This window comes from Serratia sp. CoH_122_TC_1 (assembly GCF_058191755.1).
In genome coordinates, this window is sequence record NZ_JBXWLA010000009.1 from 30,709 (window position 1) to 46,159 (window position 15,451).

Sequence of the window (15,451 nt, forward strand, 5' to 3'; positions counted from 1 at the left end):
AAGCTAAGAGCCTATTCAAACGTCAGGCATGTGCGAAAGCGGTTTCTGACGAAGATAAACTCAGGTTTCACGCAGTATAACGGAAAAGCAAAATGTTACAGGTATACCTCGTTCGCCACGGCGAAACGGAATGGAATGCGGCTCGCCGTATCCAAGGCCAGTCCGACAGCCCGTTAACCGCCAACGGTGAACATCAGGCTCGTCTGGTTGCCCAGCGTGTCAGCAAACAAGGCATTACGCATGTGATTACCAGCGATCTCGGGCGCACCCGACGCACTGCACAAATCATCGCAGAGGCTTGCGGCTGCGAGGTGATTAACGATCCACGTTTGCGTGAGTTGCATATGGGGGTGCTGGAAGAGCGCTTGATCGACAGCCTGACGCCGCAGGAAGAACAGTGGCGCAAGCAGATGGTCGATGGTACTGCGGACGGGCGCATCCCTCAAGGCGAATCCATGAGTGAGTTGGGCGAACGTATGCGTGCGGCATTGGAAAGCTGCCTGATGTTGCCTGAGGGCAGCAAACCGCTGATCGTCAGCCACGGTATCGCTTTGGGGTGTTTGATCAGCACCGTGCTCGGATTGCCTGCTTATGCTGAACGCCGCCTGCGCCTGCGTAACTGTTCGCTGTCGCGTGTCGACTATCAGCAGAGCCCATGGCTGGCTTCTGGCTGGATCGTTGAAACCGCGGGCGATGTCACGCATTTGGACATGCCCGCGTTGGACGAACTGCAACGCTAACGACGGATCGGGATCAAGTAGTCGCAGTTGATCTCGGTTGGCGGTTGAGGTGGCCTACGGTCACCTTTTGGATAAAAGCGCTCAATGTCGTGCCCTTTACGGCGCGTGAGTTTGAGTGCTGGCAGGCAGGTGCCATACAGGGTCAGAATAAAGTCTTGTAGGCCTGAAGCCGGGCCTTCGTAGCTGAACATGGCATATTCGCCGCCTTGCAGTACGAGCGGCTGGCCTGCCTGTATTTTTGCCGGCACGTGATCAGGCTCCAGCGCTGTGGTGTACAGCACTTCCTGCTCGTCATCCTTTTCCTGGCTTGGGCGCGAATGATGCAACCCGTACAACACCGGTGGCAGCGTGTCTGCTTCGCCCAGATATTGGCGCCAGAACTGGGAACGCAGCTCGGTACGGAAGTTGGATATTTGCTCAAGTGTGCAGGAATAGCTTTGCGTCAGGCCAATCAGATGCTGTTCCGGCAGAGAGATAAACTCAGGCTGCGGCAGGGTAAAGGCACCCAGGCGAATTGGCGGGCAAATGCCGAATGCGCTCCAGTCTTCTGCACGGCGATATAGCGCTGGCGTTTGCGCAAACTGTTTTTTAAATGCGCGTGTGAATGTCTGCTGCGAGTCGAAGCGATACTGTAAGGCGATATCCAGAATAGGTCGGCTGGTTAAACGCAGCGCCACCGCAGCTTTGGATAATCTCCTTGCCCGGATATAAGCGCCGATGGCGTTACCGGTAATATCTTTGAACATCCGTTGTAAATGCCACTTGGAGTAACCCGCTTTAGCCGCCACGTTGTCTAGCGACAAGGGTTGGTCCAGATGGCTTTCCAGCCAGCTAAGCAGATCACGAATGATACCGGCTTGATCCATAGATCTTCCTCGTAGAGCTTTAGGGTAAGGACCCGAACTGTTTATTCATTACGCTGGTGCTTTGCGCTATCAGACCAATCCATGAGCCATTTTGCGTAGCACTCTTTACCTCTTGCTGCGGGTTGCGCAAGAGTTGGATAGGGGCACACCTTAAACGGGCGAAAAGAAATAACGACGCCGCATAATAGCAATTTTTTTCCTCCGAGACTCCCAAAGATTTTTTTCACGCTCTGTGCTAAAAAGATCGGTGCGGACCAGAAGAAAACCTATTCTGTGACCTAAAACATAAACAATATTGATTGCCAGCGCCTATTTCTTTAGGTTCTGGCTATTGGAGTTAAGTGAATGAAAAAAGGATGGATATTTTTGTTTGGTTTAGTTTGCGCAACAGTAAATACGGCGCAGGCTGAACAGGTTGGGTCAGTCGACACGGTATTCAAACTCTTTGGTCCAGACCACAAAATTGTCGTGGAAGCGTTCGACGATCCTGATGTCAAAAATGTAACTTGTTATATCAGCCGGGCAAAAACCGGTGGCATTAAAGGCGGGCTGGGATTAGCGGAAGACACTGCGGATGCGGCCATTTCTTGCCAGCAGGTTGGGCCCATTGAGCTGAACGATAAAATTAAGAATGGCAAGGCGGAAGGTACCGTCGTGTTCCAGAAACGAACATCGTTGGTGTTTAAGAAGCTGCAGGTCGTGCGTTTCTACGATGCGACACGCAATGCGTTGATTTATCTGAGCTATTCAGACCGAGTGGTGGATGGTTCACCGAAGAACGCGTTGAGTGCGGTGCCGATCATCCCTTGGGGTGAGGCAAAATAAGATTTGGGGTTCGAGGGAACCCCAACTATTTAACGCGGGAGACTTACTCTTCCAGATCGCCGCAGAAACGGTAACCTTCACCGTGAATGGTGGCGATAATTTCTGGTGTGTCAGGCGTTGATTCGAAGTGCTTGCGGATGCGACGGATGGTCACGTCCACGGTACGGTCATGCGGCTTCAGCTCACGGCCGGTCATTTTCTTCAGCAGTTCGCCACGGGATTGGATCTTGCCCGGGTTTTCGCAGAAGTGCAGCATGGCGCGGAATTCACTGCGCGGCAGTTTGTACTGTTCGCCAGCTGGGCTGATCAGTGAGCGGCTATTGATGTCCAGCTCCCAACCGTTGAATTTATAGCTTTCAACCAGGCGGCGTTCTTCGCCGACGCTGCCCAGGTTCATGGTACGAGACAGCAGGTTGCGTGCGCGAATGGTCAGTTCACGCGGGTTGAACGGCTTGGTGATATAGTCATCAGCGCCGATTTCCAATCCGAGGATCTTATCAACTTCGTTATCACGGCCGGTCAGGAACATCAGCGCGACGCTAGCCTGTTCACGCAGTTCGCGCGCCAGCAGCAGGCCGTTTTTGCCTGGCAGATTGATGTCCATGATAACCAGATTGATATCATTTTCAGACAGGATGTTGTGCATTTCTGCACCATCATTGGCTTCATGAACAACGTAGCCTTCCGCCTCGAAAATGCTCTTCAGGGTGTTACGAGTGACTAACTCGTCTTCGACAATCAGAATGTGCGGGGTCTGCATATTTGCTACCTAAAATTGCCAACAAAATAGAAAATAGGAAGTACAGAAGTCTTTGTTTTCTTGGCGGAGGGCAGAGATTAGCGCTCACGTTCCCTCTTAACAAATGACTACAGTACGTAAACTCGTTCTTGATGCACTTTCCATCTCATGTCAACAAGATCGCTAGCTTGGTGGGGGTGCTATTCCCTACAACCCCAAAGGTGCCAAAACGGCGCATATCCTAACCCTATTAACAGCAATATAACAGTGCGTACCGAATTCATCACCCAACAAAACTAAGCTTTGTTGACATATATCAAATTCAATTGTAGCACGTTAACAGTTTTGTGAAAAACACTTACAGAAATGCCAGTTTAAGTCACAGAAGCATAAATTCTGTGTACGATTCAGCATTGTCGCGTCTAATGGGGTAGAATTATCGGCTTATTGATAAAGGGGGACTTTTAACACTTTGATTTATAATGGTAGTAAATCATAAGCAGCAATAATATGTATTACGCTCTCTTTATCAGGCCAATAACGCATTTAACCCTATCTATCGTGGCTGTCGGGATTATTGTTGCACGCTTGTAAATATAATCAGACTATCCTGAACAGTCAAAAACTCGCAATCCCTCATTCTGTGGAGTATTGATGCAGCTTCATATTGTTTTAGTGGCTCCGGCACGGCCGGAAAACGTCGGCGCTGCGGCGCGGGCGATGAAAACCATGGGCTTTACTTCGTTACGTATTGTCGATAGCGACGCGCACTTGCAGCCGGCGGCGCGCTGGGTCGCCCATGGGGCAGGGGATATCCTTGACGGCGTGCAAACTTTTTCAACGCTGGAGCAGGCGCTGGCGGATGTTGATTTCACGGTAGCGACCACCGCTCGCAGCCGCGCACGCTTCCACTATTACTGTACGCCCCAGCAGTTACTGGGTCAGTTGGACGAACGCCGTGAGTGGGTAGGCCAGGCTGCGCTGGTGTTTGGTCGTGAAGATTCCGGTTTGACCAACGAAGAATTGGAATTGGCCGATCTGCTCACCGGTGTGCCAATGAAGGCGGATTACCCCTCCTTGAATCTTGGCCAGGCGGTGATGGTGTATTGCTACCAACTGTCAGCGCTGATGGACGTTAGTGCACCGCAGGAGCCGGTGGCTAACGAAGGCCAACTTAAGGCGCTGCGTCAGCGTGCCGAAGGTTTACTTGGCGCATTAGGGGTCAGTGATGACCAAAAATTGCGAGACTGGCTGCATCAACGGCTCGGTGCTTTGCAGCAGCGGGACACGGCGATGCTGCATACGTTGTTGCACGACATCGAAAAAAAACTGACAAAGTGATACCCACAAACATGGCTTATTATGCAGTGTGATCCACTGCAAAATTGCTTGCTGTCTGTGTTTTTATTCTGTCATTTGGCTTTTCAGCTCTCTCATTGCTCAATGGCCCCTTTGGGGAATAAATAAGCAAAAATAAGAAATAATTTGACTTGGGATAGCGATTGCTTTAACCAATAGAGGGGACAGAGTATTTAATGAGACAGACAGAAAAAATGCGAAACATCAGCCTGAACACAACAATTATTACCACCACCGATACCACAGGTAACGGGGCGGGCTGACGCGTACAGGAAACAAAAGAAAAAAGCCCGCACCTAACCAGTGCGGGCTTTTTTTTCGGCTTAAATTCGGGAGAGATAAGAAATGCGAGTGCTGAAATTTGGCGGAACCTCGGTAGCGAATGCAGAACGTTTTCTGCGCGTCGCCGACATCATGGAAAGTAACGCACGTCAGGGACAGGTGGCCACGGTATTGTCCGCTCCGGCTAAAATCACCAACCACTTGGTGGCGATGATTGACAAAACGGTAGCAGGGCAAGACATTCTGCCAAATATGAGCGATGCAGAACGCATTTTCGCTGACTTGCTGAGCGGTTTGACACAGGCATTACCTGGCTTTGAATATGATCGTCTCAAGACCTTGGTCGATCATGAGTTCGCTCAACTCAAGCAGGTACTGCACGGCGTTGCACTGCTCGGACAATGTCCGGACAGCGTGAATGCGGCTATCATCTGCCGCGGTGAGAAGCTCTCCATCGCTATCATGGAAGGCGTTTTTCGTGCCAAAGGTTTCCCGGTCACGGTGATCAACCCGGTAGAGAAATTGCTGGCCCAGGGGCACTATCTGGAATCTACGGTGGACATCGCCGAATCCACACTGCGCATTGCGGCGTCGGCGATTCCTGCGGATCACATTGTGCTGATGGCCGGTTTCACCGCCGGTAATGATAAAGGTGAACTGGTGGTGCTTGGCCGTAACGGTTCTGATTACTCTGCTGCGGTGCTGGCTGCTTGTCTGCGTGCCGACTGTTGTGAGATCTGGACTGACGTCGATGGTGTCTACACCTGCGATCCACGCACCGTGCCGGACGCCAGGTTATTGAAGTCGATGTCGTATCAGGAAGCGATGGAGCTTTCCTACTTCGGCGCCAGCGTACTTCACCCCCGCACTATCGCCCCGATTGCCCAGTTCCAAATTCCTTGTCTGATTAAAAATACTGCCAACCCGCAAGCCCCGGGCACGTTAATCGGCGGTGAAAATCTGGATACAGATACCCCGGTTAAAGGCATCACCAATCTGAACAACATGGCGATGATCAACGTTTCCGGGCCAGGGATGAAGGGCATGGTCGGCATGGCTGCGCGGGTGTTCGCCGTGATGTCGCGTGCAGGTATTTCGGTGGTGCTGATTACCCAGTCCTCTTCCGAATACAGCATCAGCTTCTGTGTGCCGCAAAATGAACTGCAGCGTGCGCGTCGTGCACTGGAAGACGAGTTCTATCTTGAACTGAAAGATGGGCTGCTGGAGCCGCTGGACGTCATGGAGAAACTGGCGATTATTTCGGTAGTCGGCGATGGCATGCGTACTCTCCGGGGGATTTCGGCCAGTTTCTTCTCGGCACTGGCGCGCGCCAATATTAACATTGTCGCTATTGCCCAAGGCTCTTCAGAGCGTTCTATTTCAGTTGTGGTGAGCAATGATTCCGCGACGACCGGTGTTCGTGTCTGCCACCAGATGTTGTTCAACACCGATCAGGTGATTGAGGTCTTTGTCATCGGTGTCGGTGGCGTGGGTGGCGCATTGATCGAGCAGATTTACCGCCAGCAGCCGTGGTTAAAACAAAAGCATATCGATCTGCGCGTGTGCGGGATCGCCAATTCCCGCGCCATGTTAACCAACGTACACGGCATCGCTTTGGAAAGCTGGCGCGACGAGCTGGCCGGTGCACAGGAGCCGTTCAATCTTGGCCGTTTGATTCGTCTGGTGAAGGAGTATCACCTGCTGAACCCGGTGATTGTTGACTGTACCTCCAGCCAGGCGGTTGCCGATCAATATGCGGATTTCCTCGCCGACGGTTTCCACGTAGTGACGCCGAACAAAAAGGCCAATACCTCGTCGATGAACTACTACCAGCAATTGCGCACCGCCGCAGCCGGTTCGCGCCGCAAGTTCCTGTACGATACCAACGTCGGTGCGGGCCTGCCGGTGATCGAGAACTTGCAGAACCTGTTGAACGCGGGTGACGAGCTGACGCGTTTCTCCGGTATTCTCTCCGGTTCGCTGTCCTTTATTTTTGGTAAGTTGGATGAAGGGATGTCGTTATCGGCGGCGACTCAACAGGCTAAGGAAAAAGGGTACACCGAACCGGATCCGCGGGATGATCTGTCCGGTATGGATGTCGCGCGCAAGTTGTTGATCCTGGCGCGCGAAGCGGGCTACAAACTGGAGTTGGCGGATATCGACGTAGAGTCGGTGTTGCCGCCGTCCTTTGACGCTTCTGGCGATGTAGATGCCTTTATGGCGCGCCTGCCGGAGTTGGATAACGAGTACGCTCGCAACGTGGCCAATGCCACCGAACAGGGCAAGGTATTGCGCTATGTCGGCGTGATCGAAAATGGCCGCTGTCAGGTACGTATAGATGCGGTAGACGGCAACGATCCGTTGTATAAAGTGAAGAACGGCGAGAACGCCTTGGCTTTCTACAGCCGTTACTATCAGCCGTTGCCGTTGGTGCTGCGTGGCTATGGCGCCGGTAACGATGTGACCGCAGCGGGTGTCTTTGCTGACTTGCTGCGCACACTGTCATGGAAGTTGGGAGTTTAATATGGTTAAGGTGTATGCGCCGGCCTCAATTGGCAACGTGAGCGTCGGTTTCGACGTCCTGGGCGCCGCGGTATCCCCGATCGACGGGACTTTGCTGGGCGATTGCGTCAGCGTAGAGGCCGCCGAAACGTTCAGTTTGCAGAATGCCGGCCGTTTCGTCAGCAAGCTGCCGGACGACCCGAAAGAGAATATCGTTTACCAATGCTGGGAGCGTTTCTGCCAGGAGATGGGTCAACAGATCCCGGTGGCGATGCGACTTGAGAAGAATATGCCGATAGGTTCCGGGTTGGGCTCAAGTGCCTGCTCAGTGGTTGCAGGATTGATGGCGATGAACGAATTCTGCAACCGCCCATTGGATAGAATGACCCTGCTGGGCCTGATGGGCGAGCTGGAAGGCCGTATCTCCGGCAGCGTGCATTACGATAATGTGGCGCCTTGCTACCTTGGCGGCCTGCAGTTGATGCTGGAAGAAGAAGGCTTCATCAGCCAGGAAGTGCCATGCTTTAAAGACTGGCTGTGGGTGATGGCCTATCCAGGCATCAAGGTATCCACCGCCGAAGCGCGTGCGATCTTGCCCGCGCAGTATCGTCGTCAGGACTGCATCAGCCACGGCCGTTATCTGGCGGGTTTTATCCATGCCTGCCACACCCAACAACCGCAGCTGGCCGCCAAACTGATGCAGGATGTGATTGCCGAACCGTATCGCACCCGCCTGTTGCCGGGCTTTGCCGAGGCGCGCAAGGCTGCGCAGGATATCGGCGCGTTGGCCTGCGGTATTTCCGGCTCAGGCCCGACGCTGTTTGCCGTTTGCAACGACAGCGCGACCGCGCAACGCATGGCCGACTGGCTGACTCATCACTATCTGCAAAACGACGAAGGTTTTGTTCATATTTGCCGTCTGGATACCGCAGGCGCACGACTACTGGGATAACGCATGAAACTGTACAACCTTAAGGATCACAACGAGCAGGTCAGCTTCGCACAGGCGATCAAACAGGGCCTGGGTAAACAGCAAGGGCTGTTTTTCCCGCTGGAGCTGCCGGAATTTGAGCTGACGGAAATCGACCAGTTGCTGGAACAGGATTTTGTCACGCGCAGCAGCCGTATTCTGTCGGCGTTTATTGGTGATGAAGTTTCTGAAGAAGCATTGCATAAGCGTGTGGCGGCGGCCTTTGAGTTCCCAGCGCCGGTCGCGCAAGTCGAAGATGACATTGCCTGTCTGGAACTGTTCCATGGCCCAACGCTGGCGTTCAAAGACTTCGGCGGCCGCTTTATGGCGCAAATGTTGGCGGAAGTCGCGGGCGATCAGCCTGTGACTATTTTGACCGCGACGTCTGGCGATACGGGGGCCGCGGTAGCGCATGCGTTCTATGGCCTGAAGAATGTGCGCGTAGTGATTCTGTATCCGCAGGGCAAAATCAGCCCGCTGCAGGAAAAGTTGTTCTGTACCCTGGGTGGCAACATCCATACCGTGGCGATCGACGGCGACTTCGATGCTTGCCAGGCACTGGTGAAGCAGGCATTTGACGATCAGGAATTGAAAGACGCTCTGCATTTGAACTCGGCTAACTCTATTAATATCAGCCGGCTGCTGGCGCAGATTTGTTATTACTTCGAAGCGGTAGCGCAACTGCCGCAAGAAGCACGCAATCAGTTGGTTGTCTCGGTGCCTAGCGGCAACTTCGGTGATTTGACTGCCGGTTTGCTGGCAAAATCGTTGGGCCTGCCGGTGAAGCGTTTTATCGCAGCGACCAATGCCAATGATACTGTGCCGCGTTTCCTGACTCACGGGCAGTGGCAGCCGCACGCCACCGTGGCGACGCTGTCGAATGCGATGGATGTTAGCCAGCCGAACAACTGGCCGCGGGTAGAGGAACTGTTCCGTCGTAAGATCTGGCAACTGAAAGAGCTGGGTCACGCAACGGTCAGTGACGAGACCACCAAGGACAGCATGCGTGAGCTGGCGCAATTGGGCTATCTCTCCGAACCTCATGCGGCAATTGCGTACCGCGCATTGCGCGACCAGTTGCAGGACGGTGAGTTTGGTCTGTTCCTGGGGACCGCGCATCCAGCCAAGTTTAAAGAGAGCGTAGAGGAGATTCTGGGTCAGGAACTGCCATTGCCAAAAGCATTGGCACTGCGTGCCGATTTGCCGTTGCTGTCTCATAACCTGCCAGCTGGGTTCAGCGAACTGCGTAAGTTCCTGATGGCCTTACCAGCCTGATTCTGATGGGCTCATAAAATCAAAAAGCCGTCATTACGACGGCTTTTTTGTGGGCGAGGTTTATTACTGCTCTGGGCGTTTGAACACCAGTTCGTTGCCCTTGGAGCCGGCTTCATCAAAGGCGTAGCCTTCGAGGTTGAAGCCAAGTAGCTGTTCGCGCTGGGTCAGGCGGTTTTTGATGATATAGCGGCTCATCAACCCACGCGCCTTCTTGGCGTAGAAGCTGATCACTTTGTATTTGCCGTTCTTCTCGTCGAGGAACACCGGTTTAATCAGTGTGCCGTGCAGTTTGGCTGGTTTCACGGATTTGAAGTATTCGTCTGACGCCAGGTTGACTACCACGTCGTCCCCCTGTTGTTCCAATGCCTCGTTGAGCTTTTTAGTAATTTGCTCGCCCCAGAAACTGTACAGATCTTTGCCCTTGGCGTTTTCCAGCTTGATGCCCATCTCCAGACGGTAAGGCATCATCAGGTCGAGCGGACGCAGCACGCCGTACAGCCCGGACAGCATGCGCAGATGCTGTTGGGCAAAATCAAAGTCGTCTTCGCTAAAGTCTTGTGCGTGCAAGCCAGTATAGACATCGCCTTTAAAAGCCAGCAGTGCCTGGCGGGCATTGTCGGGGGTAAATTTTGGCTGCCAGTCACCAAAGCGAGCGGCGTTCAGCCCGGCCAGTTTGTCGCTGATGCCCATCAACGTAGAAATTTGTACCGGCGTGAGGTCACGGCAGATTTTGATCAACTGCTTAGATTTATCCAGCAGCTCCGGCTGTGTGAAGCGTTCTGTCGCCAGCGGGCTTTCGTAATCAAGAGTTTTTGCAGGTGAAATAATAACGAGCATGGCCAGATCCTGTTTATCCAAGAACGAGTACTGTAGCAAAAAGCGCGGAAAAAAGGGGCAATGGGTGTGATAGGCAGGGCGCGTGCCAGACGCGCCCGCAAAAAATTAATGCTTGTCCCACACGCCCGGTTCAAGCTGGGATTTCAGTTCGGGGAAGCGATTGGCGTCGAACGTGGGCAATTGCCCCAGCGTTCGCTGACGGTGGTAATCATTCGCCAGCTTCAGCGCTACCCGTGACAGCAGCAAGATTGCTGTCAGGTTGGTAATGGCCATCAACGCCATTGAGGTATCTGCCATTTTCCATACCACAGGCAGTTCTGCCAGCGCGCCAAACATCACCATGCCTAGCGCGGCGCAACGGAAAATCAGCAGACCCGCCGGATGATTGCGTTCCAGAAAAACCAGATTGCTCTCGGCATAGGCATAGTTGGCAATAATAGAGGTAAAGGCGAAAAAGAAAATGGCGATGGCCACAAACGGCGAGCCCCAACTGCCGACGGCGGCGGAGAGTGCCCGCTGTGTCATGTCGATACCACTGATATTGGCTACCGGTTGGTCCAATACGCCAGAGGACAGAATGATTGCGGCGGTCGCGCTGCAAATCACGATGGTATCAATAAATACCCCGAGCATTTGTACATAGCCCTGAGAAGCAGGGTGCGGAGGATAGGGGGAAGCGGAAGCCGCCGCATTGGGGGCAGAACCCATGCCGGCCTCGTTGGAAAACAGGCCGCGCTGAACGCCCTGAGTCATTGCCTGCGAAATACCGTAACCGACGGCACCTGCTGCCGCTTCCTGTAGCCCGAAAGCGCTTTTGACCACCAGTGACAGGATAGCCGGCATATGCTCAATGTTATGACCAATCACCCAGAACGCCAGCAGCAGGTAAGCGGCCGCCATCAAGGGGACGATCAACTCAGCCACGCGGGCGACGGAACGGATGCCGCCAAAGATCACTGCGCCGCTCAGGATCACCAGGCCGATACCGACATACAGAGGTTCTATATGGAAGGCGACGGCGGAAGCCTGAGCGATGGAGTTGGCTTGCACGGCGTTGAATACCAGGCCAAAGGCAATGATCAAAAAGATTGAGAACAATACGCCCATCCAGCGCATGCCCAGACCTTTCTCCATATAATAAGCCGGACCGCCACGGTAGTTACCCTGGTCGTCTTTGGTTTTGTAGAGCTGCGCCAGGCTACTTTCTACAAAGGACGTGGCCATGCCGATAAATGCCACAACCCACATCCAGAAGATGGCACCAGGGCCACCGGCGGTGAGGGCGATCGCTACTCCCGTCAGGTTACCGGTGCCAACACGGGCCGCGAGGGTGGTACAGAGCGCTTGAAAGGAGGAAATGCCAGCACTGTCGCTCTTGTTGCTGTGTTTCAGTATCGAGAACATGTGGCTGAAATGGCGGACCTGAATAAAGCGGGTGCGCAGCGTGAAATAAATGCCTGTACCCAACAGCAAATAAATCAGTACCGAACCCCACAAGATATTATTGATAAAATTCATTAGGTCCGTCACGGATCCCTCCTTGTTGAAATTTGTTGCGCACCACGCCGCATCCACCGCGGGTGAAAAGACATTGATTGAATTTTTACAAGAGCTTAGCTGAGATCAGCCGGAGTCTGAGCAATTGAGATTTTTCTCAGATTTTGTCACCCATTGCACTAATTTTCGCGAATTTAACATAATTTATTCAATCGATAGCACGTTATTGCCTTTTCATCAGCTCGGGAATGGCGAAAGATAGTGGCGTAAACGGTTGCTCGCTCAAGGATAAAACGGGCGTCGCCAGGCCGTGATTTTCCAGCCTTGCACCGGGCCTTGCGCATGTTATTATCAGGGCAGGGCATGGTTGAACGATGCCAAAAGTTCATGCACACACGATGAGATAATGCCAACATGACCGATAAATTAACTTCCCTGCGCCAACTGACTACCGTGGTTGCAGATACGGGCGATATCGCGGCAATGAAGCTGTATCAACCGCAAGATGCTACGACCAACCCTTCGCTGATCCTCAATGCAGCCCAAATTCCTGAATACCGCAAACTGATTGACGAAGCCATTGCTTGGGCACGTGAGCAGAGCAGCGATCGCGAACAGCAGATTGCCGATGCCGCCGACAAGCTGGCAGTCAACATCGGTCTGGAGATCCTGAAACTGGTGCCGGGCCGTATCTCCACTGAAGTGGACGCGCGTTTGTCTTACGACACTGAAGCCAGCGTTGCCAAAGCCAAGCGACTGATCAAACTGTACAACGATGCCGGCATCAGCAACGATCGTATCTTGATCAAACTGGCTTCTACCTGGCAGGGCATCCGCGCCGCGGAGCAGCTGGAAAAAGCAGGCATCAACTGTAACCTGACACTGCTGTTCTCCTTCGCTCAGGCGCGTGCCTGTGCTGAAGCTGGCGTGTTCCTGATTTCTCCGTTTGTTGGCCGTATCCTCGACTGGTACAAAGCGAATGGCGACAAGAAAGAGTTCGCGCCAAACGAAGATCCAGGTGTGGTTTCCGTTACTGAGATTTACCAGTATTACAAAGAGCACGGTTACAAAACCGTGGTGATGGGCGCGAGCTTCCGTAACGTCGGCGAAATCATCGAACTGGCTGGCTGTGACCGTCTGACCATCGCCCCTGCGCTGCTGAAAGAGCTGGCAGAAAGCGAAGGCACGCTGGAGCGTAAACTGTCCTACACGGGCGAAGTGAAAGCGCGTCCTACAGCGTTGACTGAGCCTGAGTTCTACTGGCAGCACAACCAGGATCCAATGGCCGTTGAGAAACTGACCGACGGTATCCGCAAGTTTGCTGTAGACCAGGGTAAGCTCGAAAAAATGATCGCCGATCTGCTGTAATTTTCGCAATCAGCGCAGAAAAAGGTGGCTTAGGCCGCCTTTTTTTATGCCCGCAGATCCCGGTAGCGGGCAGACACTTTATACTCTCTGGATTCATAACAGGGCAGGAAATGAACCCGCCCGAACCCCATCAGGCTGTAGAGGTTACGCATGGACATATTACGTATTGGTTTGGTTTCCGTTTCTGACCGCGCTTCTGGCGGCGTTTATCAGGATAAAGGCATACCGGCGCTGGAAGAATGGCTGGCCACAGCGCTGGCGACGCCGTTCAAAGTGGAAACCAGGCTGATCCCCGATGAGCAAACGTTGATCGAACAAACCCTGTGTGAGCTGGTGGATGAAATGGGCTGCCATTTGGTGCTGACGACCGGCGGTACCGGCCCGGCACGCCGTGATGTGACCCCCGATGCCACGTTGGCGATTGCCGATCGCGTGATGCCCGGCTTCGGCGAGCAAATGCGTCAAATCAGCCTACACTATGTGCCAACGGCAATTCTTTCGCGTCAGGTGGGGGCGATCCGCAAGCAGGCGTTGATCATCAATCTGCCGGGGCAACCCAAGTCGATCAAGGAAACGCTGGAAGGGGTTAAGGATGAGCAGGGTAAGGTGGTTGTGCACGGTATTTTCGCCAGCGTGCCGTACTGCATACAGCTGCTTGAAGGACCTTATGTGGAAACGCATGCCGCGGTGGTAGCAGCATTTCGTCCTAAGAATGCGCGTCGCGAGATAAACCTCTAAATTTCAGCGATATGTGGGATAAATCCCAGCCGATCTGGTGTGAAATAAATTTGCCGTTATAGTAAGGATTCGTTTACAGAAAGCCTCTGGCTTTTATTTTAACAGTCTCCTCCGACGGTACTCTATGCCTCTCGATAATAATCGCCGGTTAAACCGGCAAGACTACAAAACTCTGACGTTAGCCGCCTTGGGCGGTGCGTTAGAGTTCTATGACTTCATCATTTTTGTCTTCTTTGCCGCGGTTATGGGTGAGCTATTCTTCCCGGCAGATATGCCGGAATGGCTACGCCAGGTACAGACCTTCGGCATCTTTGCCGCAGGCTATCTGGCGCGCCCGCTGGGTGGCATCGTGATGGCGCACTTTGGCGATCGGGTCGGCCGCAAAAAAATGTTCAGCCTGAGTATTTTACTGATGGCGTTGCCTACGTTGGGCATGGGTCTGTTACCGACCTACGCCAGTATTGGCATTGCCGCACCACTGCTGCTGCTGCTGATGCGCGTACTGCAAGGGGCGGCTATCGGTGGTGAGGTCCCCGGCGCATGGGTGTTTGTTGCCGAGCACGTGCCGCGCCGCCGTATTGGTTTTGCCTGCGGTACGCTGACTGCCGGTCTGACCGTCGGTATTTTGCTGGGGTCGTTGGTGGCGACGGTAATCAATACCACGCTCAGTCAACAGACCATTATTGACGGCGGCTGGCGTCTGCCGTTCCTGCTGGGCGGTATTTTCGGTCTGGTGGCAATGTATCTGCGCCGTTGGTTACAGGAAACGCCAATATTTATCGAGATGCAGGCGCGGAAAGCCTTGGCGGAGGAGCTGCCGCTGAAATCGGTGGTACTTAACCATCGCAAAGAGGTTGTGGTGTCAATGCTGCTGACCTGGCTGTTGTCCGCCGGCATTGTGGTGGTGATCCTGATGACGCCGACCTATTTGCAAAAACAGTTCGGCATCGCCCCGGCGCTGTCACTGCAAGCTAACAGTATCGCCACCATTATGCTGATTGCCGGTTGTATTATTGCGGGGTTGTCGGCGGATCGTTTCGGCGCTAGCAAAACCTTTATCGTTGGCAGCTTGCTGTTGGCTGGCTGCAGCTGGCTGTTTTATCGGACGGTGGGAGAGCACCCGGAAATGCTGTTCGCCTGCTATGCGCTGGTAGGTTTCAGCGTGGGTGTCGTCGGGGCTGTACCCTATGTCATGGTGCGGGCTTTCCCAGCGGAAGTGCGGTTTACCGGGATTTCGTTCTCATATAATGTTGCATACGCTATTTTCGGGGGTTTAACCCCAGTATTTGTGACGTTGATCATGAAGTTAACCCCGTTAGCGCCTGCTTACTATGTACTGGCGCTGTCAGGTATCGGGTTGCTGCTGGGAATGTACCTGCACCGTGACCTGAACAGTGAGACCAAGGCGCAGCGTGCCCGCTCTTACAGCTAAAAAAAAGCCCTGCAATAAGTG

Annotated in this window: 14 protein-coding genes and 1 other annotated feature; of the genes, 10 read left to right on the forward strand and 4 right to left on the reverse strand. The window is 53.5% G+C overall.

The window, feature by feature from the left end; genetic code table 11:
- Nucleotides 1-92 precede the first annotated feature (92 nt).
- Nucleotides 93-740 (forward strand): 2,3-diphosphoglycerate-dependent phosphoglycerate mutase GpmB, encoded by a 648-nt coding sequence (gpmB, locus tag AC2FC2_RS13060; RefSeq protein ID WP_037420628.1) that lies wholly within the window; start codon nt 93-95, stop codon nt 738-740.
- Here gpmB and robA read toward each other — a convergent pair.
- Nucleotides 737-1,606, reverse strand: coding sequence for an MDR efflux pump AcrAB transcriptional activator RobA (gene robA / locus AC2FC2_RS13065; RefSeq protein ID WP_209634959.1), 870 nt, complete (start codon nt 1,604-1,606; stop codon nt 737-739). The genes gpmB and robA overlap by 4 nt on opposite strands.
- 345 nt (nt 1,607-1,951) lie before the next feature.
- Between robA and creA the strand changes: the two genes are divergently transcribed.
- The gene (gene creA, locus AC2FC2_RS13070) at nt 1,952-2,431 is read left to right on the forward strand and encodes a protein CreA (RefSeq protein WP_209634961.1); all 480 of its coding nucleotides are present in this window, start codon (nt 1,952-1,954) and stop codon (nt 2,429-2,431) included.
- Nucleotides 2,432-2,474: 43 nt separating this feature from the next.
- On the opposite strand, the gene arcA is transcribed toward creA, so the two are convergent.
- Nucleotides 2,475-3,191 (reverse strand): two-component system response regulator ArcA, encoded by a 717-nt coding sequence (gene arcA, locus AC2FC2_RS13075; protein ID WP_004949989.1) that lies wholly within the window; start codon nt 3,189-3,191, stop codon nt 2,475-2,477.
- Between the two features lie 633 nt (nt 3,192-3,824).
- On the opposite strand from arcA, the gene AC2FC2_RS13080 reads away from it, so the two are divergent.
- The 5 genes from AC2FC2_RS13080 (at nt 3,825) to thrC (ending at nt 9,558) form a co-directional block, all read left to right on the forward strand.
- Complete coding sequence (locus tag AC2FC2_RS13080; RefSeq protein WP_209634963.1) at nt 3,825-4,511, forward strand: tRNA/rRNA methyltransferase; 687 nt, start codon at nt 3,825-3,827, stop codon at nt 4,509-4,511.
- 212 nt (nt 4,512-4,723) lie between these two features.
- Nucleotides 4,724-4,792, forward strand: a complete 69-nt coding sequence (thrL, locus tag AC2FC2_RS13085; RefSeq protein WP_071998276.1) for a thr operon leader peptide — start codon at nt 4,724-4,726, stop codon at nt 4,790-4,792.
- Nucleotides 4,731-4,849 (forward strand) — a sequence feature (Thr leader region). Its footprint overlaps the gene before it by 62 nt.
- 25 nt (nt 4,850-4,874) lie before the next feature.
- Nucleotides 4,875-7,334, forward strand: a complete 2,460-nt coding sequence (gene thrA, locus AC2FC2_RS13090) for a bifunctional aspartate kinase/homoserine dehydrogenase I (RefSeq protein ID WP_404760391.1) — start codon at nt 4,875-4,877, stop codon at nt 7,332-7,334.
- A 1-nt stretch (nt 7,335) separates the two neighbouring features.
- The gene (thrB, locus tag AC2FC2_RS13095; RefSeq protein WP_265555812.1) at nt 7,336-8,265 is read left to right on the forward strand and encodes a homoserine kinase; all 930 of its coding nucleotides are present in this window, start codon (nt 7,336-7,338) and stop codon (nt 8,263-8,265) included.
- 3 nt (nt 8,266-8,268) lie between these two features.
- The gene (gene thrC / locus AC2FC2_RS13100; RefSeq protein ID WP_209634970.1) at nt 8,269-9,558 is read left to right on the forward strand and encodes a threonine synthase; all 1,290 of its coding nucleotides are present in this window, start codon (nt 8,269-8,271) and stop codon (nt 9,556-9,558) included.
- Between the two features lie 63 nt (nt 9,559-9,621).
- On the opposite strand, the gene yaaA is transcribed toward thrC, so the two are convergent.
- Complete coding sequence (yaaA, locus tag AC2FC2_RS13105) at nt 9,622-10,395, reverse strand: peroxide stress protein YaaA (protein WP_265555810.1); 774 nt, start codon at nt 10,393-10,395, stop codon at nt 9,622-9,624.
- Between the two features lie 105 nt (nt 10,396-10,500).
- The gene (locus AC2FC2_RS13110) at nt 10,501-11,925 is read right to left on the reverse strand and encodes an alanine/glycine:cation symporter family protein (RefSeq protein ID WP_209634974.1); all 1,425 of its coding nucleotides are present in this window, start codon (nt 11,923-11,925) and stop codon (nt 10,501-10,503) included.
- A 381-nt stretch (nt 11,926-12,306) separates the two neighbouring features.
- On the opposite strand from AC2FC2_RS13110, the gene tal reads away from it, so the two are divergent.
- The 3 genes from tal to AC2FC2_RS13125 all read left to right on the forward strand — a co-directional run bounded on the left by tal (nt 12,307) and on the right by AC2FC2_RS13125 (nt 15,430).
- Nucleotides 12,307-13,260, forward strand: a complete 954-nt coding sequence (tal, locus tag AC2FC2_RS13115) for a transaldolase (protein WP_209634976.1) — start codon at nt 12,307-12,309, stop codon at nt 13,258-13,260.
- A gap of 150 nt (nt 13,261-13,410) precedes the next feature.
- Nucleotides 13,411-13,998, forward strand: coding sequence for a molybdopterin adenylyltransferase (mog, locus tag AC2FC2_RS13120; protein ID WP_209634977.1), 588 nt, complete (start codon nt 13,411-13,413; stop codon nt 13,996-13,998).
- Nucleotides 13,999-14,122: 124 nt separating this feature from the next.
- Nucleotides 14,123-15,430 carry an MFS transporter gene (locus AC2FC2_RS13125; protein WP_265555809.1) on the forward strand — a complete coding sequence of 436 codons (1,308 nt, stop codon included), beginning with the start codon at nt 14,123-14,125 and terminating at the stop codon, nt 15,428-15,430.
- Nucleotides 15,431-15,451 lie beyond the last annotated feature (21 nt).